The following is a 26044-nucleotide window of genomic DNA, read 5'->3' as shown; positions in this document are numbered from 1 at the left end:
CATGGACGGCACGGTGCAACATCAGACCACTCAGGCAGATGCGCAACGCGAGGCGGTGATCCGCGTGCGCGGGCTGCGCAATCAGTTCGGGCCGCAGGTTGTCCATGACAATCTGGATCTCGATGTCTGGCGGGGTGAGGTCTTGGGCATCGTTGGCGGCTCGGGCACCGGTAAATCGGTACTGCTGCGGACGATTGTGGGGCTGAACACGCCAGCGGCAGGCAGCATCGAGGTTCTGGGCGTAGATGTCCTGAATGGCCCCGAGGAAGACCGCCGCCGTATCGAACGCCACTGGGGCGTGGCGTTTCAGGATGGTGCGCTGTTTTCCTCGCTCACCGTTTTGCAGAACGTCATGGCCCCGCTGCGCGAACATACTGGCCTGAGCGAAAAACTGATGGAATCTCTGGGCGCATTGAAGATCAGCCTAGTGGGTCTGCCACAGCTGAGTTGCGGCAAGTTTCCATCCGAACTTTCGGGCGGGATGCGCAAACGGGCCGCGCTGGCTCGCGCCTTGGCCATGGACCCCGAGATCGTGTTTCTAGATGAGCCCACTGCTGGTTTGGACCCAATCGGTGCCGCCGCCTATGATGAGTTGATCCGAGAGTTGCAGCAGGCATTGGGCCTGACGGTTTTCATGGTCACCCATGATTTGGACAGTCTGTATGCGATTTGCGACCGCATCGCGGTACTTGCAGAAAAACGCGTACTGGTTGAAGGTCCGATAGAAGAGATGACCAAGGTCGACCATCCTTGGGTTCAGGAATACTTCACAGGCCCCCGCGCCCGCGCGGCGCAGCAGAAGGGGTAAGGCAGGTAAGGCGATGGAAACCCGAGCGAACTATATTCTAATCGGCGCATTTACCCTTGCAGCACTATTAGGGGCTTTTGGCTTTTTCCTATGGCTCGCCAAGTTCGAGGTGACCCGCCAATACGCCTACTATGACGTGTTGTTCGACAACGTTTCTGGCCTGTCGGCCGCTGGCGGGGTCAGTTTCAACGGCCTTCCTGTGGGTCAGGTGATCTCATTAAATCTGGATGATGACGACCCCTCGAAAGTGCGGGTGAGGATTGAGGTCGATGCAGATATCCCCGTCACAGAAGACACGATCGCCCAATTGCAGTCGCTTGGCGTTACCGGCGTCGGCTATGTCGAACTGACCGGAGGATCGACTACGGCCGCGCGTCTGCCGCAAAACAGCGTGATCAAAAGCAAACGCAGTACAATTCAGTCTCTGTTCGAAGGCGCGCCGAAGGTTTTGGATGAAGCCATCACACTGTTGCAAGAGCTGAACTCGGTCGTCGATGAAAAGAACCGCAAGGCCGTCTCAGATATTCTCGAAAACCTCGCGTCCGCCACCGGGCGTCTGGACAAGACGATGTCGGATTTTGAAACCGTTTCCGGCAATATCGGCAATGCGGCCAAGGATATCGGTGAGTTCACCAAACGTCTCGACCCGCTGATCGCTGCGGCTGAAACCACGCTTCAGACCGGAAACGAGACACTGCAATCAGTCAAAACGGCGGCGGACTCGGCGACAGGCGCGTTGGATGAAGCCAAAACAACCCTGACGACGGCAAACAGCGTCATGGCAGAAGACATCAAGCCCTTTATTCAGCGCGGCTCGGAACTGGCCGAGAACCTGACGCGGTTGTCGAATGAGGCCAGTGTCTCGCTAGGAGTGATCACCGAAACTGTGGCGAACGCCAACACCACGCTGGCGTCAATCACCACCGCGATGGACTCGACCAAGGGCGTATTGGCCTCGGCCGAGCGTGCCTTTGACACAGCAAACCGGGTGATAGACGAAGACGTGGCTCCTGTGGCTGAAGACATCCGCAAAGCAGCCAATCAGGTGACCGAGACCGTCTCAAACATTACCAATAAAATCGACCAGATCTCGGACGATGTCCTCAGCGCCTCGAACTCGGCGAAGGAGCTGCTGGGAACGGTCGACAAGATCGTACAAGACAACAGCCGGCAGGTGTCGAACTTCCTACGCGTTGGCCTGCCTCAATTCGTCCGTTTTGTCGAAGAGGCGCAGCGGCTGGTCATTTCCCTCGACCGCTTGGCTGACAGAATAGAACGCGACCCGGCACGGTTCCTGCTGGGCACCCAAGCATCGGAGTTCCGTCAATGATTAGGACCCTGTTTCTGACCCTGTCTTTGACGTTGCTGGGGGCCTGCGCCGGTCTTGGTACGCTGCGACAGGCCTCAAAACCCAACAACCTGTATCTGCTGACACCCAAAAGCACGTTTTCTTCTTCGCTGCCCCGGGTCCAAAAGCAGATCGTTGTGCAAGAACCGACGGCGACGGCCGCCGTCAACACTGACCAGATCGCCATTCAGCCCACTGCGCTTCAGGTGCAATACCTGCCGCAAGCGCGCTGGGTCGATCGCGCGCCGCTGATCGTGCAGGCGCTGATGGTCGAGAGCTTTGAGAACTCAGGCAAGGTTGCTGCGGTGGGTCGATCTACGGTCGGACTGCGCGCGGACTATGTCATTCAACCGGACTTGCGTGAGTTTCAGGGTCTTGTCGTATCGGAAACTGAGGATTCCACGTCGGTAAGGGTCGAGGTGCGGATGAACATCAAGATCATCGACGAGTTCGAAGACAAAATCATCGCCTCAAGCTCATTCCGCGAATATGTCGTCTCGGCCAGCGATCAAACCCCTGATCTGGTAGAGGCTTTCGACATCGCGCTCGGCAAGACCATGCGCGATGCCGTGGAGTGGAGCGTGCGTAAAATCCACTCGCATGCGGCCAACAATCCCCGACCGTCGTTGCAATAGACCCTAGAAATGCTGGGCTGACGCACGGTTCCAATCATCGGCAAATTCAGCGGGTATAGCATCTGACAGCAGTGCGCCCTCGTCCAGGATCGTGTGCATTTGCGCGTAGGAATGCTCCCGCTCGTCGGCGGTCCGGCGCAGGATGTCACGGGGGTGAAGCTCGGCCACGGTTGATTTCCCCATTGCACCCAGCAGTTCGCGAAAGCTCTCCAAAGTGGCATCGTGGTAGCGATGTACTCGCTTGCGCTTTTGCGGCACGTTTACCGCCCGCCCCCGGATCGGGTCTTGGGTCGCCACACCGGATGGGCAGCGGTTGGTGTTGCAATGCAGGGCCTGAATGCAGCCGACCGCAAACATCATGGCACGCGCGGCGTTGCAGATATCGGCCCCCAGAGCGAATTTTTCGACCAGATCATAGCCCGTGGCCACTTTGCCCGAACAGATGATGCGGATTTTGTCACGCAGGCCTACGCCCTTCAGGCAGTTGTTCACGAAAATCAACGCCTCGTTCAGCGGCATTCCAAGACGGTTCGTGAACTCGACCGGAGCGGCCCCCGTGCCCCCTTCGGAACCATCAATGGTGATGAAATCGGGCAGGATCCCAGTCTCCAACATCGCTTTGCAGATTGCCATGAATTCGGACGGGTTGCCGATGCACAGCTTGAAGCCGACCGGTTTTCCGCCTGACATCTCACGCAGGTGTTGGACGAATTCGAGCAGCTCGGTCGGGCCGTCAAAGGCCGAATGAACCGGCGGGGAAATGACGTCCTGATGCTCCGGTACGCCCCGGATCTCAGCAATCTCTTTGTCGACCTTGGCCGCGGGCAGCACCCCGCCATGCGAGGGTTTAGCCCCCTGAGACAGTTTGATCTCGATCGCTTTGACCACGTCCTTAGTGGCCTTTTCTGCGAACTTGTCTTTGTCAAACCCGCCATCGGGGGTCCGACAACCGAAATAGCCGGTGCCAATCTGCCAGATAATGTCACCGCCTTCGGCCAAATGATGCGGAGACAACCCGCCCTCACCCGTGTTGTGGGCGAAACCGCCATCTTTTGCCCCACCATTCAAAGCCCGAATGGCGTTGGCGCTCAGCGCCCCGAAACTCATAGCCGAGACGTTCAGGCGCGACGCGCTATACGGCTTTTCACATTGCGGCCCGCCCAACATGATACGTTCTTCGCTTTCATCCACGTGTTTGGGGGCCAGCGAATGATTGGCACGGTGATAGCCCACGGTTGTGATGTCGTATTGCGTACCAAAGGCCTGTGTATCGACCTGACCTTTGGCGCGGGAGTAAATCAGGCTGCGCACGATCCGGTTGTAGGGACGACCGCTTTCGTTGGTTTCCACGAAATACTGACGGATCTCGGGACTGACGAACTCCAACATGTACCGGAAATGGCCCAGCACGGGATAGTTGTTTAGCACGTTATGCTTGGTGGTCAGAATGTCGTACATGCCGATCACCGCATAGGGGATCAGAATGATCAGGAGCCAATGCACCGGATGCCAGACAAAGCCCAAAAGCAGAACCAGAGGCAAACAGACGAAGCTGAGAAAGTAGTAAAGCCTGCGTACAACCATTCCTGATCTCCTTGGGTGGGTTGTTTTGGAGTGCGGCGTAAAATCCATTCAGATCAAAACCGAAAATGCTAAATCAAAGTGAAACAGCTTGGCATTTGATTGCAAGCCCTCAGACAGTTTGCAATCAAAGGAGACGCGTTTGTGAAATCGCGTTACGAGTTTGATCGATCTGATGTTTTTGGGGCGCGACGCCTAACAGGTTGGCACAAAGGGCAGGCAGAGTGAGCGCGCAAGACTCTAAACCAACGAAACAAGGACGTGCCTTGATGTTTCTGGCCGTTTTTGTCGGCGGCGCGCTGGGTTCCGTGGTGCGAGAGCTTTTTTCAGTAGAAATCCCGGGCGCTTCGGTCCTGACTGCAACGTTCGGGATCAACGTTTTCGCCTGTTTAGTCCTTGGCTGGCTGTATTCCATTCGCCATCGGGTTCACGCGCATGTTTTGCACCTCGGAGCCGTCGGATTTTGTGGTGGTCTGTCTACGTTCTCTTCATTCGTCGCCGAACTTGAACGGTTGGCTGCAAACACGCTTGGGGCAGCAGTGACAGCGGCTGGGTTGGAGATTGCAGTTGGCCTGGGTGCCGCAATCGCCGGTGAGGCCCTTGGGCGGCGTTTCCATGCAGGTCGGGGGTCCGCATGACGGATCTGTACCTGCATGCTCTGTTTGGCTTAGGCGGTGGTTTGGGTGCTGTTCTTCGTCATTGGGTGGCGTTGCGGATCACGCATGACCTCCCTCTCTCAACCTTGATAGTGAACGTGCTTGGCAGCCTGTTGCTTGGGCTGTGGCTGGGCTATCTGGGAGGCCCCGTCGACATGGGCGAGGAGGAAAAGCGATTGGTATTCGGCTTTTGCGGCGGGTTTACCACTTTTTCCAGCTTCGCCTATCAATCGCTAGAGCTGCGACGCAAGCAAACTCTGGCTCTGGCCGCAGGCAATATCGTCGTCAGCCTTGTGATGTGTTGGGGCGCGTTGTGGTTGGGTCTCGTCATAACACGCTGACGTACCGGCTACATTGCGTGCATATGCATTCGGACCGCAAGGTTGCCCAAGATCCAGACCGTTCCGAGAATGATAATCAACAGAACAAGGGTCGAGAATAGGATCAGATCCAGATCCTCGCGGCTGCTGCGACGACGATCTATGTGCAGGAAATAGACCAGTTGAAAGATCAACTGCGCCAGACCCAACAGACCGATGGTCAGATACACTCCGGTCGTTTCAATACCAAACACCTGCGCAACGCCAAACATCGCAAGTGTTAAAAGCAGCGAACCTCCATAGCCGATGACATAGCGCCGCCGCTCGCGTCGGTGCATTTCGGAGCGTTTATCCATAGGTCAGACCTCCGAAATAGACGATTGTGATGATGCCGATCCAGATCAGGTCGAGAAAGTGCCAGAACAAAGCAAGCCGCACGACGCGTGAGATGACCAGATCGGTCATGCCCATGACCCGCAGTTGAATGCCCAAAACAATCAACCAAACACAGCCCGCCGCCACGTGCAGCCCATGCAATGGCACCAGCCCGTAGAAGGCAGAAAGGAAGCCGCTGCGCTGCGGGATACCGCCCTTCTCGACCATTGCCATGAAGTCCCGGACCTCCAGCACAAGGAAGCTGAGGCCAAGGAACAGCGTTACTCCGAACCACAGAATGATCTTTGACCGTGGCAGGTTGTATTTCAGAGCCAGCATGGCCAACCCAACGGTCAGGCTGCTGGTCAACAGGATCATGGTCTGCGCGAAGATGCTTTTGAGGTCGAACAGCTCGTGCGGGCCGGGACCACCCGCCTGCGCGTCGATCATGGTGATGTAGATCGCGAACATCAGGCCGAAATAGACCAGATCGCTCATCAGGAAGACCCAGAAGCCGAAGGTGACGACTTCGGACGCTTTATGAGCGCTAGCGTGGCGTTCACCGAGGTTGATGCCGGGATAGCTATGGGTCGGGGCACGTTTCATGTCACCGCCTCCATATCTGGTCGGGCAAGGCCTCGGTTATCCGTCGCTGTCTCGTGGTCGCGATCCACGGCGGTTTCGCTGTGAACCAGTGCGAGCCAGGCTTCGTGTTCCTTGCGGACCTCCTCGGCGGGAATGGTGATTTCGGTGCTGGTGTCGAAGGTCCAGAGGATGAAGGCAAGGATCATAGCAACCGTCATCAGCGCTGCCAGCCACCAGATCCACCAGACCAGCGCAAACATCCAGATGCCGCTGGTCACGCAGAGGATGAACCCGATCCCGGTATTGCGCGGTACATCGATATCCTCATAGGCGTCAGGGGTGGGGTAGGCCGTGCCGCGCTCTTTGGCGGTGGCGAAGTCATCCCGCGCGGTTACTTGCGGGATGATCGCAAAGTTGTAGGGCGGTGGCGGTGCCGGGATGGACCACTCCAACGAGCGGCCATCCCATGGGTCGCCCACAGGAACGCGGGTTTTGTCGCGATCGCGGATGCTGACCCAAAGCTGGACCAGAACCGATAGCAGCGCGGCTGTGATGACCAATGCTCCGACCACCGCGACGATCATATAAGGGTGAAAGCTCGGGTCCTCCCAACTGAACGACCGGCGTGGCATGCCCATCAGGCCGACAAAGTAAAGCGGTAGGAAGGTCAGCATGAATCCAACGGTCCAGAGCGCAACCGTCACCCTGCCCCACCCTTCATTTAGGCGAAACCCAAACGCCTTGGGGAACCAGTAGTTATAGGCCGCGAGCAAGCCAAACAGCACGCCGGGCAGCAGAACATTGTGGAAATGCGCCACGAGAAACAGGGTGTTGTGGACCTGATAGTCAACGGTTGGGTTGGCCAAGATCACTCCGCTAAGGCCGCCAATGACAAACAGCATTAGGAAAGCCAGCCCATAGAGCATTGGGACCGAAAACCGGATACGGCCCCGCCAGAGCGTTGCCATCCAGTCATAAACTTTCACTCCGGTGGGAATGGCAATCAGCATGGTCGCGATGCCGAAAACGGCGTTGATCAGCGCACTTTGGCCCATGGTGAAGAAGTGATGCAGCCAGACTGTGAAGGACAGGACCGCAATCGACATGGTGGCAATCACCAGCGAGGTATAGCCATAGATGCGCTTGGCCGAGAAGGTCGCGAAGACCTCGGAATAGATGCCATAGGCGGGCAGGACCAGCAGGTAGACCTCAGGGTGGCCGAACAGCCAGAACAGGTTGGCATAGTTCATCATATTGCCGCCGAGGTCGTTGGTGAAGAAATGAAAATCCAAATACCGATCAGCGGCCAGCAACAAGGCCGCGACCCCGAGCGGCGGCATCGCAAAGACGATCAGGATCGAGCTGCAGATTATCGTCCAGCAATACATCGGCAGCCGCATGAAGGTCATTCCGGGAGCCCGCAGCTTGTAGATTGTGACGGCAAAGTTGATCCCGGTCAGTGTCGTTCCGATCCCCGACACGACGATGGCCCAGATCCAGTAATCGGGCCCTACACCAGGGTTGAACGCGGCCCCGGTATAGGGCGGATAAGCGGTCCATCCCCCGGTCGAGAATTCTCCGACCACCAGCGACACCATCAGCATCATGCCGGCCGAGACCGTCAGCCCCAGGCTGATCTGGTTCATCACCGGAAAGGCGACGTCCCGCGCGCCGATCATCAACGGGATGACGTAGTTCGCGATGCCAAAGACAAAGGGCACAGCAACAAAGAAAATCATGATCGTGCCGTGCGTGCTGAAGAGTTCGGCGAAATGCTCGGCCTCAAGGAAACCGTCGCCCGGCCCAGCCGCCTGCTGAGCGCGCATGACAACGCCTTCCAGCACACCGCGGGCCAGCATGACGATGGCAAAGACGATATACATGATGCCGATTTTCTTGTGGTCGGCGCTGGTCAGCCAGTCGCGCCACAGCGGCCCCCACAGCCGAAACCACGTCAGCAGAAAGACAACGGCAGCCGCTCCAACTATGACCACGGCGGCGGCGGCATTGGCAACGATCTCATTTGCGTTGGGGTTCTGGATCAGCCCCGCGATTGGAAACGCGTCCCAACTGAGGCGGCCGAAGAACCCGGTGTCTGAAGTCATTGGCCGATCCCCTGCCCGTATGATGTCGTGCCCGGCTGCTGATCGTGCGGCAGGGCTTGGCCAGAGTGATAGCGATGCAGAATCGACTGAAACAAATCGCTATCGTCCAAGCGGAAGTATAACGCGTTTTCAGGCATATCTGAGGTTCCGAGAGCCTGTTGCACCTCATCCCGGTCCGAGCGCATGGCGACGGTCCTATACGTCGCCGCATCCAACACGATGCCGTTCTGGCGCACGCCTTCGACCCAAGCGTCAAAGTCTTCCGCCGACAGGGCAAGCGTTTCGAACTTCTGTTTCGTGAAGCCGCGCCCGTTATATTGCGTATTCTCGCCCTGCATCTGTTCGGGTTGATCTGCGACCAGATGCAGCTGAGTGGTCATGCCCGGCATCGCGTAAATCTGCCCGGCCAAGGCAGGGATCATGAAAGACTGCATGACAGTATCCGTTGTCAGGGTCAGAGCGATTTGCTGTTTGACGGGAATTCCCACCTCACCCACGGTCGCGATCCCGAGATCGGGATAGATGAACAACCACTTCCAATCGAGGCCCACGACCTGAACCTGAACGGCAGGTTCATCGCCAAAGGGAGCCGCGTAAGGGTCCAGACGATGGGTCGCTTTCCACAGGTAGATCGACAAAATCGTGACGATCACCACCGGAACGCCCCACATCACCATCTCGAGCCGGGGCGAGAAGTCCCAATCTGGCCTGTAAGCAGCTGTACCGCCCTTCCGACGCCGATAACGCAGCGCAATAAGCGGAACCAGAACAAGAACAGGCACAACAGCGATCAAAATCAACCACGTTGCCCGCAAAAGATGTGCCTTCTGCACCGCCGCGATTGGTCCCTGAGGATCCATGAAGCTGTCACTGGCGCCTGCGGTCCGGGCCGATGACACCACCACCACTAGGGCCATCAGCACCGCCGCCGATATGAGGGCCGTTCTGACCTTGGTCATAGGCGACTGTCCTCTTTCGCATCCGTTTCAGTGCAACTATCGACAAAGGCAAGGGATTTCTCAAGGCTTTTGATCGAAGCCTTCAAGCTGGCACCAATGGTGCTCTGGTTTCGGTTGACTTGCAGGCATCGTCGGGACACAGCTTGGCTACGATGCGTATTCTCGTTTTGATTTTTTGCCTTGCCATCCAGCCCCTGGCGGTCAACGCGCAAGATCGCGCCAAGGTTGAGCGTCAGTTTCAAAACTGGTTGCAGGAAACGGTGTGGCCGCAAGCCCGTGCCAAAGGCGTTTCGCGCCAGACCATGACACAGACGCTGTCCGGCGTGACCTTGAAATGGGATCTTCCCGATCTGGTGCCCCCGGGCAGCCCTCCGCAGTCATTAAAGCCACAATCACAGGCCGAATTCGGAGCACCGGCGCGCTATTTCAAAGCCGGCTCTTTGCAGGGCGCGACCGCTCAGGGGCGCAAAATGGCCAAACGGCACGCCGCGGTGCTTACCCGTGTCGAGGCCGAAACCGGCGTTCCAGCCCGTATCATCCTCGCCATCTGGGGACGTGAAAGCGGCTATGGCCAAGTGGCGATCCCTCACAACGCGTTTCAGGTCCTCGCGACAAAGGGGTTCATGAGCACCCGCTCGCAATATTTCACAGCCGAGTTGCTGGCCGCTTTGCAAATCGCGGAAGCAGGGCATTTGAACGGTCGTGAGATGAAAAGCAGCTGGGCCGGAGCGCTGGGGCAGCCGCAATTCATGCCTTCGAGTTTTCTGACTTACGCCGTGGACGGAGACGGCGATGCCAACGCAGATATCTGGCAATCCGAAGAGGACACGATCGCCTCGATCGCCAACTACCTGTCGCAGCATGGCTGGATTTCGGGCCGTGATTGGGGGTTTGAGGTTGTTGTGCCTGATACAGTCAGCTGCGCTTTGGAGGGTCCTGATCAGGGGCGCGCGATCGAGGAGTGGGCCTCGATGGGGATGACGCGAACATCCGGCCGCCCGTTTCCAGCGCATGAACTGCCCGCCCAAGGGTTCCTAGTGATGCCCGCAGGTCGAACCGGGCCGGCGTTTTTGGTGACCGAGAATTTCTATGTCCTGAAAGAGTACAACAAAAGCGATCTATACGCCTTGTTCGTGGGTCATGTCGGGGATCGGATTGCATTCGGTGTCGGAGACTTCACGGCGCGCTGGGGTCGGGTTGACACGCTATACCGATCAGAAATTGCTTCGATGCAAAGAGGGTTGGAACACCTTGGCCATGATGTCGGCGGTGCAGATGGGCTGCCAGGTTTCAAAACGCGGCGCTCAATCGGGCGCTGGCAGAAAACGCAAGGTCGGGCCGAGACGTGTTTCCCTAACAATGCGCTTGTCTCTGAACTTGGGCAGTAACCATCCCCAGTCTAAGTCAACAATGTTTATTGTTCCTCACTATCGTTGCTTTTTTAAGGTCAATTGACAGGCTTGCCCAAATTGGCTTGATGCACGGTCTTTCCATTGTCCGGACGTATCGCACAGGCTTGGCGCGGCTGTTTAGAATCAACCCGTTATGGATACATCGCCAAGAACGCGATACTGGAGCGCTTCAACGAAGCGACCTCGCGGCTTGAGATGCCAGCCCAAGCAACCAGAAACTGGCAACATAACTGTCTTTTGACTTGCTGTTCCCGCCATGGCACGATCTGACCGATTTAAGCTCAGGCCCTTCGGGTAATATTGAATGATCTGGCCCCAAAGCCTAAGAGGAATAACCCGATTGGTTTCGACCAAGAGGGGCAACTAGATTGAGAGGCACTATGACACGCAAGGTCACCAAGGCGATTTTCCCCGTAGCAGGACTTGGAACACGCTTTTTGCCCGCGACGAAATCCGTCCCGAAAGAAATCATGACGCTGGTTGACCGCCCTCTGGTCCAGTACGCCATCGACGAAGCCCGAGCCGCTGGGATCACCGAGTTCATATTTGTCACGTCCCGCGGGAAATCTGCACTTGAGGATTATTTCGACCATAACCTCGTTCTGGAACAAGAGCTGAAAGCCAAAGGCAAGGACAAGCTGCTGGATACGCTCAATGCGACAAACATGGAAAGCGGCGCGATCGCCTATATCCGCCAGCACAAGGCGCTTGGGCTTGGCCACGCGGTCTGGTGCGCGCGCCGCCTGATCGGGGATGAGCCTTTCGCCGTCATGCTGCCCGATGACGTCATCGCCGCCGACAAGCCCTGTTTGCAGCAGATGATCGAAGCTTATGAAGAAACCGGCGGCAATATGGTTGCCGCGATGGAGGTTCCGCCAGAACAAACCAGCTCTTACGGGGTGTTGGATGTGGGTGACAATGTGGGGACGGTCGTGCGTACGCGCGGCATGGTCGAAAAACCCAAGCCTGAGGACGCGCCTTCCAACCTCGCAGTCATCGGACGCTATGTGCTTGGGCCGTCGGTTCTGTACAACTTGAACCAAAAGAAGAAGGGCAGCGGCGGAGAGATCCAGCTGACCGACGCCATCGCCGAAGATATCCGCAACGGTGTTCCTGTCTTTGGTTACAAATTTGACGGTCAACGCTTTGATTGCGGATCTAAAGCTGGGTTCCTGCAAGCAACCGTCGCATTTGCCTTGGCCCGCGATGATCTGCGCGATGACCTTAGCGCGTATCTGCACGACCTTGTCTCGGCTGAGAAAGCTGCCCAGTAAAGGGGCGGTAAGACACGCAAATGAAAGACGCTGCGCGATCATGACAACCGTATACCCAGTAATTCTGTGCGGGGGTTCTGGAACCCGTTTGTGGCCGCTCTCGCGGAAAAGCTATCCCAAGCAGTTCGTGCCCTTGCTCGGCGAAAACAGCCTGCTGCAGGATTGCGCCCTCAGAATGCGTGGGCCTGAAGCTGCGCCTTACGCCAAACCTTTAGTCCTTACGAATGAGGCGTTTCGGTTCGTCGTGCCGGAGCAATTGACTGAGATCGGCATAGACCCCGGCCCGGTTCTGATCGAACCCGAAGGACGCAACACCGCGCCCGCCGTTCTGGCCGCAGCCTTGTTCCTGAATGAAATCGACCCGGATGCGGTTATGTTGGTCGCCCCATCTGACCACGTGGTGCCCGATTCCAACGCATTTCACGACGCCGTCACCGAAGGTTTAAGTGCGATTGCCGAGCGTGGTGATCTGCTGACCTTCGGTATCACCCCGGATCGGCCGGAAACCGGCTATGGCTACCTGAAACTGAGCCAAACGCCCGAAATCCGTGCGGTCTCTCTGGATCGGTTCGTTGAAAAACCCGACCTTGAAACAGCCGAATCCATGCTGGCCGATGGCAGCTATCTGTGGAACTCGGGCATCTTCCTGTTCGCCGTTCGCGACATCATCACCGCGTTCGAGCAGCACGCCCCTGCCCTGATGAGTCCTGTCAAAAACGCTGTCGAAAACGCCAAAAGTGACCTTGGCTTCCTCAGACTGGATGCCGAGGCATGGTCTCAGGTCGAAGATATCTCGATCGACTATGCCGTGATGGAGAAAGCGGACAACCTGAGCGTTGTGCCCTATGCGGCCGGGTGGTCGGATGTTGGCAGTTGGTCCGCAGTGCAAGAGTTGACCCATCCCGACGCAGATGGCGTCGCGACCTCTGGTGAAGTCACGGCGATTGACTGTCAAAACGTGCTGGTCCGCTCGGAATCTCCGGCGCAGGAAGTTGTTGCGCTGGGTCTGCAAGACGTGATCGCCGTCGCCATGCCCGACGCAGTTCTGGTCGCCAGCATGGACAAGGCGCAGGACGTCAAAAAGGCCGTGACCGCGCTGAAGACCAAAGGCGCGAAGCAGGCCGAATCCCTGCCAGTGGACCACCGCCCTTGGGGCTGGTTCGAAAGCCTGGTGATCGGCGACCGGTTTCAGGTCAAGCGCATCCACGTCCATCCCGGCGCGGCGCTCAGCCTACAATCGCATCACCATCGGTCCGAACACTGGATCGTGGTGGAAGGCACTGCCAAGGTCACAATCGACGAGGAAGAGCGTCTGGTTTCTGAAAACCAGTCTGTCTACATTCCTCTGGGTGCGGTCCATCGGATGGAAAACCCCGGCAAAGTGCCCATGGTTCTGATCGAGGTCCAGACAGGCACGTATCTGGGTGAGGATGACATCATCCGCTACGAGGATATCTATTCACGCAGTTAAACTGTTTAATTCAGGTTCTTGCACTAGGTTCAGACAAAAAGGTAAATGGAAAAACCTCCGGGCGTTCGCTGCGGTCAGATAGATTTCATGCGCCCTGCGGCAGGGTAGCGCGCAACGAAATGTCGGACCGACAGCCTAAGGAGGACGCCCGTGTCTCAGACCTCACCCCGATTGAACCTGCCGTTTTTGCAGCCGTCTCAAGCGCAGAAACATGTCACTCACAACGAGGCCCTGCGCCAGTTGGACCTCGTGGTGCAGCTGAGCGTTGTGTCGACCAGCAGCACAAATCCACCCGTCGCCCCGGAACAGGGTGAGATTCATGGGCTGAGCGCGAACCCGACCGGAGATTGGGACGGTCACGCAGGGGAATTGGCCGCCTGGATTGATGCCGCCTGGCACTTCCTAGCCCCACAGACGGGCTGGCGCGCTTGGGATCAGGCGGATGGGCAGGTGAAACTGTGGGACGGTAGCGCGTGGATCACCCCTCCGGTCGAGACCACGAACTTGCCCGGTATAGGCGTTGCCACCGGCTATGACAGCACCAACCGCCTATCCGTTCGTGGCCCTGCAACTTTGCTGAGCCATGAGGGCGGAGGCCATCAGCTGAAGATCAACAAGTCCGCCTCTGGCGAAACCGCGTCGCTGCTGTTTCAATCCAACTGGACGGGTCACGCCGAGATGGGCCTTTCCGGCAGCACCGGGTTTTCGATCAAGGTGTCACCGGACGGCGGCAGTTGGACAGACGCCCTGCGCCTTGATCCCGCCACGGGTATCGCCAGCGGCGCCGCCGTTCAAAACAGCCCCACGGATACAACGGCCGGACGCTTGATGCGGGCTGACTATGGGTACGGGCCCGGCAATCTGCTGGGGTCGGTGTCGGAAAACGCAGGCGCTCCGACGGGTGCAGTGATCGAACGCGGCAGCACCACAACGGGCGACTATGTCCGTTTCGCCGATGGCACTCAGATTTGTACCGCAACCCTGACCGCCACAGGTTGTAACATTGCTGAAGGCGCGCTTTTCGCTAGCAACACGGAGACGTGGACCTTCCCGGTCGTTTTCGCGGCGACCCCGTCTGTCAGTGGCAGCGGTGGCAGCGCGGGGCGGTTCATCGGGGCCGACGAACCCTCGACCAGCCAGGCCGTTTTCAAGGTGCTTTCCACCACATCAGATGCAACAACCCTAGCGCCGTCTCTTGCCGCGATTGGACGTTGGTTCTGAGGTAAAATGGGGCCCGGGCCTTGGGGTTCGGGCTTCTATTTCGCGCGAAGATCGCCCTGAGACTGTTCGAGAAACCAAGCGTAGGTTTCGCGAATACCGTCCTCAAGCCCGATCGAGGCCGTCCATCCCATATCCGCTAGACGTGACACATCCATCAACTTGCGCAGGGTCCCGTCGGGTTTTGAGGTATCCTGCGTGATCCGCCCCTTGAAGCCCGTGACCTTCGCCACCAGCGCCGCAAGCTCGGCAATCGAGATGTCAGACCCGCACCCGACGTTGATATGGCTGAGCATCGGCTGCGTGTTCGCCTCGTAGACGTCACGCGGAAGGTCCAGCACGAATAGAGACGCCTCGGCCATGTCATCCACGTGCAGGAATTCACGGCGGGGTTTGCCGGTACCCCAGATCATCACCTCGTCCAAACCGTCCCGCTGCGCTTCGTGGAAACGGCGGATCAGTGCGGGCAGCACATGGCTGTTTTCAGGATGGAAATTGTCGCCCGGACCATAGAGGTTGGTCGGCATGACCGAGCGATAGTCAACACCGTGCTGCCGGTTATAACTTTCGCACAGCTTGATCCCGGCGATCTTAGCCACCGCGTAAGGTTCGTTGGTGGGTTCCAGAATACCCGTCAGCAGAGCGTCTTCGCGCATCGGTTGTTCAGCCGCGCGCGGATAGATGCACGAGCTTCCAAGTTGTAGTAGGTGTTTGACTCCGGCCTCAAATGCCTGATTGATCACGTTGCATTCGATCATCAGGTTTTTGTAAATGAAATCGGCCGGGAAGGTATTGTTGGCATGAATGCCACCGACCTTGGCCGCAGCCAGCACAACCACATCGGGCTTCTCAGCCCGCATGAAAGCGCGCACCGCGGCTTGATCGGTCAAATCCAGTTCGGAATGCGTGCGGGTGATGAGGCTCAGGGCCTTGCCTGCGGCCTGCCGGTCCTGCAATTTGCGCAGGATGGCACCACCAACCATGCCGCGGTGCCCTGCTACGTAAATTTTCCGCATGGTCGGTTCCTCAGCCGTTTTCCAAGCTCACGGGCATCTCGTAGCCGTGTTGCTTCAGCAGTGCGTGGCGCTGCGCTGTTTTGAGGTCTTCGCGCACCATCTCTTCGCACATGTCCTGTACCGTCAACTCCGGCACCCAGCCCAGTTTCTGTTTGGCTTTGGACGGATCACCCAACAGGGTGTCCACCTCAGCCGGGCGGAAATAGCGGGGGTTGATCCGCATCACGACGTCCCCGGGTTTCAGTGCCGGAGCGTTGTCGCCCTCTACCGCTTTGACGGTTGCAATTTCATCAACACCTTCACCAGTGAATTCAAGCGTCACACCCAGCTCGGCGGCGGACCATTCGATGAACTGACGCACGGAATATTGCACCCCAGTCGCGATCACGAAATCCTCGGGCGCGTCCTGCTGCAGCATCAGCCACTGCATGCGGACATAATCCTTGGCATGGCCCCAGTCCCGTAGGCTGTCGATATTGCCCATATGCAGGCAATCTTCGAGGCCCTGCGCAATATTCGCCAGGCCGCGCGTGATTTTACGGGTCACGAAGGTCTCACCCCGGCGCGGGCTTTCGTGGTTGAACAGGATGCCGTTGCAGGCATACATCCCGTAGGCCTCACGATAGTTGACCGTGATCCAATAGGAATAGAGCTTGGCGACCGCATAGGGCGAGCGCGGGTGGAACGGCGTGGTCTCGCGTTGAGGCGTTTCCTGCACCAGCCCATAAAGCTCGGACGTGGAGGCCTGATAAAAGCGGCACTTCTCCTCCAGTCCCAGAAACCGGATCGCCTCGAGCAGGCGCAGCGTCCCAATCGCATCCACATCAGCCGTGTATTCGGGGGACTCGAAGCTAACCGCCACATGCGATTGGGCCCCAAGGTTATAGACCTCATCAGGCTGAACCTGCTGGATAATACGCGTCAGATTGGACGTGTCGCTCAGATCACCATAGTGCAGATGCAGCTTGGGGTTCGGCTCGTGTGGGTCCTGATAGATATGGTCGATCCGCTGCGTGTTGAACGAGGAGGCACGCCGCTTGATCCCATGCACCTCATAGCCTTTTTCCAGAAGGAACTCGGCCAGATACGATCCGTCCTGACCGGTAATGCCGGTGATCAATGCCGTTTTGGTCATAACTGTGCCTCGTTTCCACAAATGCTTCTGTTCGAAGTCTCAAAAACAGTAAGAGCGTATGGAATGCAACCCAAGGCGACAATCTGGCATTGCACCTGACCACGATTTCTTTGATTGTGCAGGCGCATTTCGGCCGAGACAAAAAAGGAATTCGAGCTTGCGTATTGCGATGATAGGCACCGGCTATGTGGGTTTGGTGTCAGGAGTGTGTTTTTCGGATTTCGGCCATGATGTGATCTGCGTCGATACGTCCGAGCATAAAATCCAGTTGCTGCAAGCCGGTGAGGTTCCGATTTATGAGCCGGGGCTGGACACCCTCATGGCCAAGAATGTGGCCGCCGGGCGGCTGAGTTTTACGACCAACCTGCAAGACGCCGTGGACGGAGCGGATGCGATTTTCATCGCAGTCGGCACACCGACACGACGCGGGGATGGTCACGCCGATCTGACCTATGTGATGGCAGCAGCGGAAGAGATCGCTAATGCATTGACCGACTATGCGGTGATCGTGACAAAATCCACCGTACCCGTCGGCACCAATCGCAAGGTGCAGCAGGTCGTCACTACCGCAAACCCAAACGCGCAGTTCGATGTTGCCTCGAACCCGGAATTCCTGCGCGAAGGGGCCGCGATCGACGACTTCATGCGCCCTGACCGAGTTGTTGTCGGCGTGGAAAACGACCGCGCTGCCGAGGTGATGGCCGAGATCTACCGCCCGCTCTACCTGCGAGATTTCCCGATCCTGACCACCGATCTGGAAAGCGCCGAGATGATCAAATACGCCGCCAACGCCTTCCTCGCGACGAAGATCACCTTCATCAACGAGATCGCCGGCCTGTGCGAGAAAGTGGGCGCCGACGTCAAAGAGGTGTCGCGCGGGATTGGGCTGGATGGTCGGATCGGCAATAAATTCCTGCATGCCGGCCCCGGCTATGGCGGATCGTGCTTTCCGAAGGACACCGCAGCTCTGGCCCGGATCGGACAGGAACACGCGCATCCGATGCAGATCACCGAGGCCGTGATCCGCGTCAATGACGGTGTGAAAAAGCGAATGATCGACAAGATCCGCGACGCTTGCGAAGACAGTTTCAACCGCAAGACCGTGACCGTGCTGGGGGTGACATTCAAACCTAACACCGACGATATGCGCGACGCCCCGTCCCTGACCATCATTCCGGCCCTCATCGGTGGTGGGGCCAAAGTACGCGTGGTCGACCCACAAGGCCGTGCTGAGGGCGAGGCGCTGCTGCCCGGCGTGGATTGGTTTGACGACCCATACGAAGCGGCCAAAGATGCCGACGTCGTTGTTCTTCTTACCGAATGGAACGAATTTCGCGCCTTGAACCTAAGCGAACTTGGCGGTGCGATGAAGACGCCGCGCATGGTGGATCTGCGCAACGTCTACTCTCAGGACAGTGTCGAAAAAGCAGGTTTTGAAACTTATGTGGGGGTCGGGCGTTAACCGCCCGTCTCAACCCGCATAAAGCGGAACCGACGCGTCTGCCCCTTCGGCCAGTGCTTTGCTCTGATCCCGCCGCACTTGCTCATACGTTGCTAATGCGTCGGATGAGAACAATTCTGTAGGTGCTTGAACCGGCACGAAATTGCTGTGTTTGTCCGAGCCTCTCGCCAGCAGTGCATAGTCCCGATCCGCCACCAGCTGTTGTGCTCCGGGACTGAGATAGCGGATAGCCAACCCGATCCGCCGGTCCTCGGACTGGTTCGGCCCTGAACCGTGGATCGTCAGCCCGTGATGCAGCGACATCTGACCGGGCGCGAGTTCGATGTGGGTCTTGTCCGTCTCGGCAACTTCGACGGCCACCTCTTGCCCGCGGGACAACAGGTTCGTTTCCGAATATGTATCGGTATGCGGCAAGATCGGGTTCTTGTGGCTGGCGCGCACGAAATCCATACACCCGCTACTTACCGTCGCCGGGGACAGAGCGATCCAGGCCGTGACCTGATCCGGCGTTTCCCCCATGCCCCAATAGGTGAGGTCCTGATGCATACCAACCGTTTGCACGGTGTTGGCCTCCTTGATGAAAAACTCGGCCGACCAGATCAGGATATCAGGGCCCAGAACGCCCTCAACCACATTCAGAACGCGGGGATCCTGCGCGATGCGCGTCGCCAGTGGCATGACCAGATGCGCATTGACCCTTTTGTAGGTGTTCAAGGGCAAGGGCAAATCCGCATCCAGCCAGTCGCTCTCAATCTGTTCCAGCTCGGTCCGGAAACCGGCAGCCTCACCTTCGGAAAAGACAGAGAGGGGAAAGAGATAGCCATCCTCCCAATACTGGTCGGATTGTTGCTGCGTTAGAGTCGTCGCCATTGGGTCACCTATTTGCCGTGTGCGCAAAGGGTATCCGCGAGGAGAGACAGGTCAAAACCAAACCTCTTGCCTGTCAGGATAAGTCTAGCTTAGCCTGCGCTACATGTTGCCCCGCATCCCATCCCTCAATTGGCTACGCGTGTTCGAAGCAGCCGCCCGTACAGAGAGCTTTTCCCGCGCAGCATCGCAGCTGAACATGTCGCCAGCCGCCGTCAGCCAACAGGTCAAGGCGCTTGAGACTCGGTTGGGCACGCCTCTGTTTCACCGCCATGCCCATGCAGTCACGCTGACGGAAGCAGGACGTGCCTATCTGCCCTCAGTCCAGCAATCGCTGCTGATGCTGGAAACAGCCACCACCGGCCTTTTCGGTGAGACGCGTGAACAGAGGTTATACGTTCAGTCGGTTTTGTTGTTTGCCCATGGTGTCTTGGCCAAAGGCCTTCCCGCGTTTCAGGCCACGCAACCTCATCTCAATCTTTCGCTGACCACCGGCAATGCGAATTCGGATTTCACCAACCAGTTCACCGATCTACAGATCGTGTTTGGCAACCCTGCGCTGTTTGGCACAGAAGGAGACGAACTGCTCCGCGAGGTTCTATTTCCCGTCGCCCCGCCCGAGATCGCCGCACAGATCCACACACCGCAGGACCTGCTGCAATTCACCCTGATCGAAGTATCGACCCACCGAGCCAGTTGGCTCTATTGGTTCGAAGCGTTGCGTTTGCCGACAGGGCAGGCCCGGTTCTTCTTTGCCGACAACTCGATCATGGCGGCCGAGCTGTCCGCCAGCGGGCTTGGGATAGCATTGGCCCGCGCGCCCGCATCCGACCGTATTATAGAGGGCTCAGGACTGGTGTCCTGCTTACCTGACCTGCAGGTCAGCGGGCAAGAGGCCTATCACCTGATCTATCCCTCTCGTACAGATTTGCGCCGACCGGCCCGCCTGTTTCGCGACTGGTTGCTGGACTACAGCGCTGCCGTCCAAACGCGGTAACGCCCCTGACCGGTGACTTCTCGGATCAAACCGCGGCGGCTAAAGCGGTCGATGTTGCGCTGTACCGCAGCGCGCGAGGCCTGGGTCAGTTCCTCAGCCAGAGGAGCAGATACCATAGGCCAGGCGCGCAGCGCTTCAATCAGCAACGGCGGCGTTCGACCGCTGAGGTCGGCTGTTGCCTCCTTCGCCCGCGCCTCCCACACGTTGATCCGGTCCAGATGCAACAAGGCTGCGAGGGCCGCCTGTCCTGCCCCGCCAATCCAGGCGGCCAGTTTTTCCTCGGGCGACCCAACACCACGCAGCGCGCCCGGCCCGGACAGCGCCAGCGGCATGAAGAGCGCCCCGCCCCGCCCCATCGAGGCCGCATGCCGCGCCGCAAGGACAGCCGCCTCCGTATCCTGACCGGGTCCTTGGGACACGGCCCGCCATGCATGAAAGGCGATTGCGGCCTGCGTGACGGGGTGCAGCGCCTCGACGCTGCGCATCACGTCCGACAGGTCTGCAATGGCCTCCGGCACCTCTTCGATCCCTTGCGCCATTCGGTCCAGAAAGGCGGTCAGCCCGGCCTCCCAGCCATCATGGGAAGGTGCCGCACCTGATGACAGGCGGCGCACCGCCCAACCTGCCCGATACAGGGACTGCACATCATCACCGGTCGCGCCGATCCGCAGACTCGTCCAAAGCGCCAAACGTTCGACACTGATCCGGTCACCGGTCCACCAGCCCAGATCGGATACATCCAGCAAGGCCAGACGATGGGTCCACCCTTCCGGCCCCGCCCGCAGCCGCTCATCCAGCGCGCCAAAGGTCACCGCCAAATCCGCAAGCTCATACGACAACCCGGATTGCGCGGCCTGCCACTCTCTGGGATCGAACAATTGCCGCTGATCTGCCCGAGGGCCAGGGGTCAGGAAATCATCCTGTGGCGAGTCATCCTCGGGGGGGAGAAACCACAGATCATCCTCATCCTCCGGGTCACCATCATAGATGCTGCGCGGCCCGAGATCTTCGGCCTCATCATCAGGTTCGGATGTGACAGGTTTGGGCTTCATACCCGCATTCTTCGGCTATTTCCGACCACTCACAAGGGGTTTTCCATTTGGATCACTAGCTTTCCCGACTTGCATTGGAAAATTCGACCAAATGGGCGCGCAACCAAGCCCGGTCGCTGATCTAAACCTTAAGGCAGACTTATCCCTGACAACCGCCCATCGCCCACCGGCGCAGGTTGACCTTCAAACCACCGCCAAACGGATGCTGCTTGGCCACGTTGCCTGCCGCTGGGCGTTTGACATAGGTCTGAGCCTGATCGCACAGGGCCTCATGCGTCCACTGGTGGCAACTCGAACAATTCTGATCTTTCCACAACTCATCCGGCAGCCCGTCAATCGGCGGGAACTGAGGCGAGCCTGCGACCAGTTCTTCTATCGACTTACCCCTGACATGGGTGTTGCCGAACGTCAGGATAGATTTCATGGTGACCGCTGCTCCGGCATCAATACTTCCCGAGTTCTGCGCCTCGGGCGCCTCGACATTGGCTTCGGCCTTGCGAGTCACGGTCTCGCTTTCCAACTGCAGAGCCGCCAGACGTTCGACCGCCTGATCGGCAAATGCGCCACTCGGAAAGCTGTGAAGATAGACTTCATAGGAATGGATCGAATCGTCGACCTGCGCCAGTTCATACATCAGACGGTCCGTCTCGGTCGCTTCAGGAGCCTCTTGCGATGGCGTGGGCGTGGGCAGAGTTCCAAAGGACTCGGCCAAAATCGTCTGCAGCAGATCATTGGACTGCGATGCATGAATACTGTCTGGATAGGCCCGCTGAAACAGCATGATCTTCACCGGGTCACGGCTGTTCACGGCTTCCTGCCACTGTTCTTCTTCGGTTTGCTCCGGTTTCGCGATCAGTGTTTCATTCGCACGTGCAAAGGCGAAATCCTGCGTCAAGGACGAGGTATCCCAAGGCGTTTGCAGCCCCCGCGTTTCGCTGAGAACATCAACGCGCACCTTCTTGAACAATTGCTCGATCGCCATGCCGGGCGTGTCGATATGTTGCGCAAGGCTCAGCGTGAACGGGCTGTTGCCGGTTTCGCCATCCAACGCAACGCCGCCGGGATCGGTGGCATAGGCGAGAAAAGTACCGGTCGGAGCTTTCATCTCTGCCAGACCATTGTCATCCATATCTGCCAGATCCTCGAACGGGTTGTTCCGGCAAGCATCCAGGATGACGATATTCGTCTTGTTGTTGGCCGAGGCCATCTGATGCAGGACCGAACGCGCCTCAACCGCCATCAGGTCCAGATCGGCCGGATCAGACAGCGACACATCCACGGGCAACAGATAGTTCGAACCGAAAGACTGCACCCCGTGACCCGCATAGTAAAACAGGCCCACGGCGGTTTCGCCGCCCTTGCGCAGGTCTCGCCCGAACTGGGCAATGGCGCGCTTCATTTCAATCTGGGTGCTGTCGGACAGATGCCGCACCTCGAACCCGAGCGCGGTCAGCTTCTCCGCCATCAGCCGCGCATCGTTGATTGGATTGTCCAGGGCCGAGACTGAACCGTAGTCGGAGTTTCCAACCACCAGCGCGATTCGCGGCTCGGCCCAAGCCGAACCGGTCCAGAGCATTGCGATCATCGCAATTAGGGTTCTAAGTACGCGTTGCACCTTTGGTTCTTTGCCTTTTTCTGGTCTCATGGTCCGTGACCCCTTGGGCACCACTCAGCCCCGAAATATTCTGATATTGTTTTTTGGCTTTCTTATGGCCGTGGCCTGAAATATCCCAATTAAAGTATCAAGACTAGGAAGAGGTTCACACATGCCGCGTTTAAACTTGATGCGAAATGCTTTTGCGATGACAGCACTGGTATTTGCAAACACGGCGTGGGGTCAAAGCGCCGATCCTTTTGAGCATGGCTGGAAACTGGACGCCGAAGCCTCGGAACTGCAGTTTCTGTCGGTCAAAAAGAACGCGATTGCCGAAAACAGCGGCTTTGCAACCCTGACGGGCGTGATCAGCCCCGAAGGTGGCGCCGATATCCGGGTTCAGATGGACAGCGTTGATACCAAGATTGACCTGCGCAACGTGCGCATGCGGTTCCTGTTTTTCGAAACCTTCAACTTCCCCGAGGCTGTGATCACCGCCCAATTGCCGCCTGAACAACTGGTCGATCTGCACCAGACCCGGCACAAGATCATCGACCTGCCCTATAGCCTATCCCTGCATGGGGTGAAAAAGGACAGCGTGGCGCAGGTAGCCATCACTCTGGTCGACAATGACCGCGTGGCTGTGGCCAATACGACGCCGATTGCGATTGCCCTGCCCGACTTCAATCTTGAGGAAGGACGCGGCAAGCTCGAAGAAGCCGCCGGTGTTGATATCCTGCCCTTTGGCTTTGTCAGCTTCGGGTTCGTGTTCGACCGCGCCCAACCCGGCACGCCGCCTCAGCTTGAGGTCGCCTCGGCCACACCGGGCGCGGCCGCGCTGGAAACCAAGGGTGATCTGGATCGTGAGGCCTGTGAGGGGCGGATGGAGATTTTGTCGCGCACCGGCAATATCTACTTTAACTCGGGCAGTGCGCGGCTGACCAATGACTCGATTCCGCTGCTGAGTAATCTACATGACATTGTCGACCGTTGCCCGGACCTGAAGATCGAGATCGGCGGACACACGGACAGCGATGGTTCGGATGAGGCCAACCGTGTTCTCAGCGAACGTCGTGCGCAGGCGGTCAACACCTATCTGGTCGATCAGGGCATCGCTCCGGAACGTCTATTGACGGTTGGTTATGGTGAAAGCCGCCCGGTTGTGTCGAATGACACCGCAGACGGCAAGCGCCGCAATCGGCGGATTGAGTTTGTGCCCGTCAACTAAACTCAGTTCTCAGCCAGAATGATCGGGTCGAACCCACCACTGCGCCATTGCCGCAGGGCCGAAATGAAATTCGGCCCCGGCACACCGTCGATGGTGCTGTTGTAATAGCCTGCCTTTTGCAACAGCCGTTGAACCTCCATCAGGGTGTCGCGCGACCATTGGTCTGAGGCGAGGGATAGCTGATGGAGGATCGCTCCGTTGTCCTCGGCAGCTCCGCGCAGAAGCATCCGCGCGGCCTCGAGCGGGTCACGAGGCACGCCGCGCCCTTCATCCAGAAGGATCGCTGCTGCCAGATAGCCCTGATATTCACCATCACGCGCTGCCTTCTGGAAGTAGCCCAATGCCTGCTCGGGTTCGCCGGCAGCACCATCTTGCGCCAGCACCCCAAGATTGAAGGTCGCCTTGGCCGACCCACCGTCAGCGGCTTGCTGCAAAAGCGCGACGGCGCGCGCGTCGTCTTTAGGAACGATCTGGCCTTCAAACAGGGTGACGGCGAGGTTGATCATGGCATCGGCGCTGCCCCCTGCCGCCGCGCGCTCATACAAGTCCAGCGCTGTCCCCATGTCCTGAGGGACGCCGGTGCCGCTTTCATGCAGTTGCGCCAAAGACACCATCGCCCGCAAATCCCCTTCGGCAGCAGCCTGTTTGTAGAGGGTCACGGCACGCTCCACATCCCCCGCAGCAATCGTCGCGCGCGCCAGTAGCGCCACATAGTGCGACAGCTTAGGCGACTGGGCCGCCGCCGCGCTGCACGCCTGAATGGCCGTCAGCGCATTTTCCTGCAACCGGCTGAACGGAACGCCCGTGATACTGGCTGTGCGGTCGCGGGGATGGGTCGCGAGCCGCTCACAAATGCCACCCGGTGTGCTGTCCTCGGGCCGCGGGATCGAGGCGATTAGCCGCTGCGCCTGTGCGGCATGGCTGCCATCGGGGTATTGCTCTAGGTAAAACTCCAGCAGAGGCCGCATCCGGCTGCGTTGAGCCAGTTTCCAAAGACGCTCGGCCTGTTCGTCCTGGTCTTCGACGCTCAGCGCACGGGTCTGGGTGCCGCCCTGCCCGGCCTCATCCAGAAACGCAAAAACCTCAGTGGCATGCGCGCCCTGTGGGTAGCGGTCAATATAGAGCTGCATCAGAGAGGCATCCTGCGCATTGGCCGCCACCTGCCACAGCAAGGTCTCTTCGGATGCTGTCACCGGGCTGTTGTCAAACCGGAATTGCCGCGTCAGCGAGGAATTGTCCCACGGGATCTGCCGCCCCCCAGTCGCAGCCAGCACATCCTTACGGACCGATATCAGCAGGTCCGAGATATCCTGACCCGGCGTGTAAATATGGCTTAGAAGTGCTTCGGTGAAAAAACTGTTCCGCCCGGTGCCGTCGAAGGCCACGTTGTCGGGCTGCGTGGCGTATGCGAATAGGAAATCGGCGGCGCTGCCGACACGGGCCAGCCCTTCGTCAACGCTCAGCACACCATCTTCGAACGGGTTGTCGCGGCACGCGTCCAGAAACACCAATCGAATGCCGTCGGACCGCTCCATCCGTGAGACAAACTCCTCCATAGCCACGGTCTGCTCCGGAATATCCGCGGCACTGGTCAGATTAGCATCGACCGGAACCAGATAGTTGCGCCCGTCCACCTGAAACCCGTGGCCTGCATAAAACAGCAGCGAGACATCAGAATCCGCAGCCGTCGCGCCATAGGATTCAGCCAGAGACAGCATTTCATTCCGTGTCAGATTGGTGCCCAGGAACACGTCGAACCCCAGCCCCTCAAGCGCGATGGCCAGATCCGAGGCATCGTTGATCGGATTGTCGAGCGCCCCGACCGTCTGGTAGTCCGAGTTCCCAATGATCAGCGCCACGCGTTTGTCGGCCAGCGCCGCGAGCGCGCTGAACAGGGTCAAAAGCATGGCCGCACAAAGACGGATCAGGAACATGGGCGCAGAGCC

At 58.4% G+C, this 26044-nt stretch carries 24 protein-coding genes; 12 read left to right on the top strand and 12 right to left on the bottom strand.

Features of this window, described 5'->3' with window-relative positions; genetic code table 11:
* Position 1 precedes the first annotated feature (1 nt).
* Genes ACR0NO_RS13975 through ACR0NO_RS13965 form a run of 3 tightly spaced genes read left to right on the top strand, consistent with a single transcriptional unit; the run spans position 2 to position 2791 of the window.
* Positions 2–808, top strand: coding sequence for an ABC transporter ATP-binding protein (locus tag ACR0NO_RS13975; protein ID WP_170639677.1), 807 nt, complete (start codon positions 2–4; stop codon positions 806–808).
* A 13-nt stretch (positions 809–821) separates the two neighbouring features.
* Positions 822–2138: an MlaD family protein gene (locus ACR0NO_RS13970; protein WP_480724368.1), complete on the top strand. Its 1317-nt coding sequence runs from the start codon at positions 822–824 to the stop codon at positions 2136–2138.
* On the top strand, positions 2135–2791 hold the full coding sequence (locus ACR0NO_RS13965; RefSeq protein WP_170378328.1) for an ABC-type transport auxiliary lipoprotein family protein: 657 nt from the start codon (positions 2135–2137) through the stop codon (positions 2789–2791). Before ACR0NO_RS13970 ends, ACR0NO_RS13965 begins: the two co-directional genes overlap by 4 nt.
* Before the next feature lie 3 nt (positions 2792–2794).
* Here ACR0NO_RS13965 and ACR0NO_RS13960 read toward each other — a convergent pair whose 3' ends face one another.
* Complete coding sequence (locus ACR0NO_RS13960; protein WP_480724367.1) at positions 2795–4375, bottom strand: FMN-binding glutamate synthase family protein; 1581 nt, start codon at positions 4373–4375, stop codon at positions 2795–2797.
* A 266-nt stretch (positions 4376–4641) separates the two neighbouring features.
* Here ACR0NO_RS13960 and ACR0NO_RS13955 point away from each other — a divergent pair, with 266 nt between their 5' ends.
* The gene (locus ACR0NO_RS13955; RefSeq protein ID WP_480724366.1) at positions 4642–5010 is read left to right on the top strand and encodes a fluoride efflux transporter FluC; all 369 of its coding nucleotides are present in this window, start codon (positions 4642–4644) and stop codon (positions 5008–5010) included.
* Positions 5007–5369, top strand: coding sequence for a fluoride efflux transporter CrcB (gene crcB, locus ACR0NO_RS13950; RefSeq protein ID WP_170467499.1), 363 nt, complete (start codon positions 5007–5009; stop codon positions 5367–5369). Before ACR0NO_RS13955 ends, crcB begins: the two co-directional genes overlap by 4 nt.
* A gap of 8 nt (positions 5370–5377) precedes the next feature.
* On the opposite strand, the gene ACR0NO_RS13945 is transcribed toward crcB, so the two are convergent.
* From ACR0NO_RS13945 to ACR0NO_RS13925, 5 genes are read right to left on the bottom strand one after another with little or no spacing between them, the layout of a single operon-like run.
* Positions 5378–5704: a cytochrome o ubiquinol oxidase subunit IV gene (locus tag ACR0NO_RS13945; RefSeq protein WP_419741360.1), complete on the bottom strand. Its 327-nt coding sequence runs from the start codon at positions 5702–5704 to the stop codon at positions 5378–5380.
* On the bottom strand, positions 5697–6329 hold the full coding sequence (locus ACR0NO_RS13940) for a cytochrome c oxidase subunit 3 (RefSeq protein WP_170639682.1): 633 nt from the start codon (positions 6327–6329) through the stop codon (positions 5697–5699). The genes ACR0NO_RS13945 and ACR0NO_RS13940 overlap by 8 nt, the downstream gene beginning before the upstream one ends.
* Positions 6326–8413 (bottom strand): cbb3-type cytochrome c oxidase subunit I, encoded by a 2088-nt coding sequence (locus tag ACR0NO_RS13935; RefSeq protein WP_480724365.1) that lies wholly within the window; start codon positions 8411–8413, stop codon positions 6326–6328. The genes ACR0NO_RS13940 and ACR0NO_RS13935 overlap by 4 nt, the downstream gene beginning before the upstream one ends.
* Entirely contained in the window at positions 8410–9372 is a 963-nt protein-coding gene (locus tag ACR0NO_RS13930) for a cytochrome ubiquinol oxidase subunit II family protein (protein ID WP_480724364.1), read from the bottom strand. The genes ACR0NO_RS13935 and ACR0NO_RS13930 overlap by 4 nt, the downstream gene beginning before the upstream one ends.
* Complete coding sequence (locus tag ACR0NO_RS13925) at positions 9369–9614, bottom strand: hypothetical protein (protein ID WP_480724401.1); 246 nt, start codon at positions 9612–9614, stop codon at positions 9369–9371. Before ACR0NO_RS13925 ends, ACR0NO_RS13930 begins: the two co-directional genes overlap by 4 nt.
* On the opposite strand from ACR0NO_RS13925, the gene ACR0NO_RS13920 reads away from it, so the two are divergent.
* From ACR0NO_RS13920 to ACR0NO_RS13905, 4 genes are all read left to right on the top strand, one after another.
* Positions 9525–10760, top strand: coding sequence for a lytic murein transglycosylase (locus ACR0NO_RS13920; RefSeq protein WP_480724363.1), 1236 nt, complete (start codon positions 9525–9527; stop codon positions 10758–10760). The genes ACR0NO_RS13925 and ACR0NO_RS13920 overlap by 90 nt on opposite strands.
* Before the next feature lie 404 nt (positions 10761–11164).
* Positions 11165–12058: a UTP--glucose-1-phosphate uridylyltransferase GalU gene (gene galU / locus ACR0NO_RS13915; RefSeq protein WP_170643338.1), complete on the top strand. Its 894-nt coding sequence runs from the start codon at positions 11165–11167 to the stop codon at positions 12056–12058.
* 40 nt (positions 12059–12098) lie between these two features.
* Positions 12099–13529 carry a mannose-1-phosphate guanylyltransferase/mannose-6-phosphate isomerase gene (locus ACR0NO_RS13910; RefSeq protein WP_480724362.1) on the top strand — a complete coding sequence of 477 codons (1431 nt, stop codon included), beginning with the start codon at positions 12099–12101 and terminating at the stop codon, positions 13527–13529.
* 150 nt (positions 13530–13679) lie between these two features.
* Positions 13680–14750 (top strand): DUF2793 domain-containing protein, encoded by a 1071-nt coding sequence (locus ACR0NO_RS13905; RefSeq protein WP_480724361.1) that lies wholly within the window; start codon positions 13680–13682, stop codon positions 14748–14750.
* Positions 14751–14785: 35 nt separating this feature from the next.
* Here ACR0NO_RS13905 and fcl read toward each other — a convergent pair whose 3' ends face one another.
* Positions 14786–15763 carry a GDP-L-fucose synthase gene (gene fcl / locus ACR0NO_RS13900; protein ID WP_480724360.1) on the bottom strand — a complete coding sequence of 326 codons (978 nt, stop codon included), beginning with the start codon at positions 15761–15763 and terminating at the stop codon, positions 14786–14788.
* A gap of 10 nt (positions 15764–15773) precedes the next feature.
* Positions 15774–16898, bottom strand: a complete 1125-nt coding sequence (gene gmd / locus ACR0NO_RS13895; protein WP_170675829.1) for a GDP-mannose 4,6-dehydratase — start codon at positions 16896–16898, stop codon at positions 15774–15776.
* Between the two features lie 157 nt (positions 16899–17055).
* Between gmd and ACR0NO_RS13890 the strand changes: the two genes are divergently transcribed.
* Positions 17056–18360: a UDP-glucose dehydrogenase family protein gene (locus ACR0NO_RS13890; protein ID WP_480724359.1), complete on the top strand. Its 1305-nt coding sequence runs from the start codon at positions 17056–17058 to the stop codon at positions 18358–18360.
* Between the two features lie 9 nt (positions 18361–18369).
* Here ACR0NO_RS13890 and ACR0NO_RS13885 read toward each other — a convergent pair whose 3' ends face one another.
* Complete coding sequence (locus tag ACR0NO_RS13885; RefSeq protein WP_170767539.1) at positions 18370–19230, bottom strand: phytanoyl-CoA dioxygenase family protein; 861 nt, start codon at positions 19228–19230, stop codon at positions 18370–18372.
* Between the two features lie 103 nt (positions 19231–19333).
* On the opposite strand from ACR0NO_RS13885, the gene ACR0NO_RS13880 reads away from it, so the two are divergent.
* Entirely contained in the window at positions 19334–20224 is an 891-nt protein-coding gene (locus ACR0NO_RS13880; protein WP_480724358.1) for a LysR family transcriptional regulator, read from the top strand.
* Here the strand turns inward: ACR0NO_RS13880 and ACR0NO_RS13875 are convergent.
* Together ACR0NO_RS13875 and ACR0NO_RS13870 are read right to left on the bottom strand one after the other, a co-directional pair.
* Entirely contained in the window at positions 20197–21276 is a 1080-nt protein-coding gene (locus ACR0NO_RS13875) for a helix-turn-helix domain-containing protein (RefSeq protein ID WP_480724357.1), read from the bottom strand. The two genes, ACR0NO_RS13880 and ACR0NO_RS13875, sit on opposite strands and share 28 nt — an antisense overlap.
* Before the next feature lie 139 nt (positions 21277–21415).
* Positions 21416–22921, bottom strand: a complete 1506-nt coding sequence (locus ACR0NO_RS13870; RefSeq protein WP_480724356.1) for a caspase family protein — start codon at positions 22919–22921, stop codon at positions 21416–21418.
* Between the two features lie 121 nt (positions 22922–23042).
* On the opposite strand from ACR0NO_RS13870, the gene ACR0NO_RS13865 reads away from it, so the two are divergent.
* On the top strand, positions 23043–24098 hold the full coding sequence (locus ACR0NO_RS13865) for an OmpA family protein (RefSeq protein ID WP_480724355.1): 1056 nt from the start codon (positions 23043–23045) through the stop codon (positions 24096–24098).
* A gap of 2 nt (positions 24099–24100) precedes the next feature.
* Here the strand turns inward: ACR0NO_RS13865 and ACR0NO_RS13860 are convergent, their stop codons facing one another.
* The gene (locus ACR0NO_RS13860; RefSeq protein WP_480724354.1) at positions 24101–26032 is read right to left on the bottom strand and encodes a caspase family protein; all 1932 of its coding nucleotides are present in this window, start codon (positions 26030–26032) and stop codon (positions 24101–24103) included.
* Positions 26033–26044 lie beyond the last annotated feature (12 nt).

It is taken from the genome of Ruegeria sp. CL3 (genome assembly GCF_056536505.1).
This window is presented reverse-complemented; position numbering and strand designations above follow the sequence as displayed.

Excerpts from the sequence above, each read along its gene's own strand:
- ACR0NO_RS13875 (WP_480724357.1), bottom strand. The coding sequence starts at position 21,276 with ATGAAGCCCAAACCTGTCACATCCGAACCTGATGATGAGGCCGAAGAT.
- ACR0NO_RS13975 (WP_170639677.1), top strand. The coding sequence starts at position 2 with ATGGACGGCACGGTGCAACATCAGACCACTCAGGCAGATGCGCAACGC.
- ACR0NO_RS13935 (WP_480724365.1), bottom strand. The coding sequence starts at position 8,413 with ATGACTTCAGACACCGGGTTCTTCGGCCGCCTCAGTTGGGACGCGTTT.
- fcl (WP_480724360.1), bottom strand. The coding sequence starts at position 15,763 with ATGCGGAAAATTTACGTAGCAGGGCACCGCGGCATGGTTGGTGGTGCC.
- ACR0NO_RS13885 (WP_170767539.1), bottom strand. The coding sequence starts at position 19,230 with ATGGCGACGACTCTAACGCAGCAACAATCCGACCAGTATTGGGAGGAT.
- crcB (WP_170467499.1), top strand. The coding sequence starts at position 5,007 with ATGACGGATCTGTACCTGCATGCTCTGTTTGGCTTAGGCGGTGGTTTG.
- ACR0NO_RS13960 (WP_480724367.1), bottom strand. The coding sequence starts at position 4,375 with ATGGTTGTACGCAGGCTTTACTACTTTCTCAGCTTCGTCTGTTTGCCT.
- ACR0NO_RS13970 (WP_480724368.1), top strand. The coding sequence starts at position 822 with ATGGAAACCCGAGCGAACTATATTCTAATCGGCGCATTTACCCTTGCA.
- ACR0NO_RS13945 (WP_419741360.1), bottom strand. The coding sequence starts at position 5,704 with ATGGATAAACGCTCCGAAATGCACCGACGCGAGCGGCGGCGCTATGTC.
- ACR0NO_RS13865 (WP_480724355.1), top strand. The coding sequence starts at position 23,043 with ATGCCGCGTTTAAACTTGATGCGAAATGCTTTTGCGATGACAGCACTG.
- galU (WP_170643338.1), top strand. The coding sequence starts at position 11,165 with ATGACACGCAAGGTCACCAAGGCGATTTTCCCCGTAGCAGGACTTGGA.
- ACR0NO_RS13955 (WP_480724366.1), top strand. The coding sequence starts at position 4,642 with ATGTTTCTGGCCGTTTTTGTCGGCGGCGCGCTGGGTTCCGTGGTGCGA.
- ACR0NO_RS13860 (WP_480724354.1), bottom strand. The coding sequence starts at position 26,032 with ATGTTCCTGATCCGTCTTTGTGCGGCCATGCTTTTGACCCTGTTCAGC.
- ACR0NO_RS13920 (WP_480724363.1), top strand. The coding sequence starts at position 9,525 with ATGCGTATTCTCGTTTTGATTTTTTGCCTTGCCATCCAGCCCCTGGCG.
- ACR0NO_RS13930 (WP_480724364.1), bottom strand. The coding sequence starts at position 9,372 with ATGACCAAGGTCAGAACGGCCCTCATATCGGCGGCGGTGCTGATGGCC.
- ACR0NO_RS13880 (WP_480724358.1), top strand. The coding sequence starts at position 19,334 with ATGTTGCCCCGCATCCCATCCCTCAATTGGCTACGCGTGTTCGAAGCA.
- ACR0NO_RS13940 (WP_170639682.1), bottom strand. The coding sequence starts at position 6,329 with ATGAAACGTGCCCCGACCCATAGCTATCCCGGCATCAACCTCGGTGAA.
- ACR0NO_RS13965 (WP_170378328.1), top strand. The coding sequence starts at position 2,135 with ATGATTAGGACCCTGTTTCTGACCCTGTCTTTGACGTTGCTGGGGGCC.
- ACR0NO_RS13870 (WP_480724356.1), bottom strand. The coding sequence starts at position 22,921 with ATGAGACCAGAAAAAGGCAAAGAACCAAAGGTGCAACGCGTACTTAGA.
- ACR0NO_RS13910 (WP_480724362.1), top strand. The coding sequence starts at position 12,099 with ATGACAACCGTATACCCAGTAATTCTGTGCGGGGGTTCTGGAACCCGT.
- gmd (WP_170675829.1), bottom strand. The coding sequence starts at position 16,898 with ATGACCAAAACGGCATTGATCACCGGCATTACCGGTCAGGACGGATCG.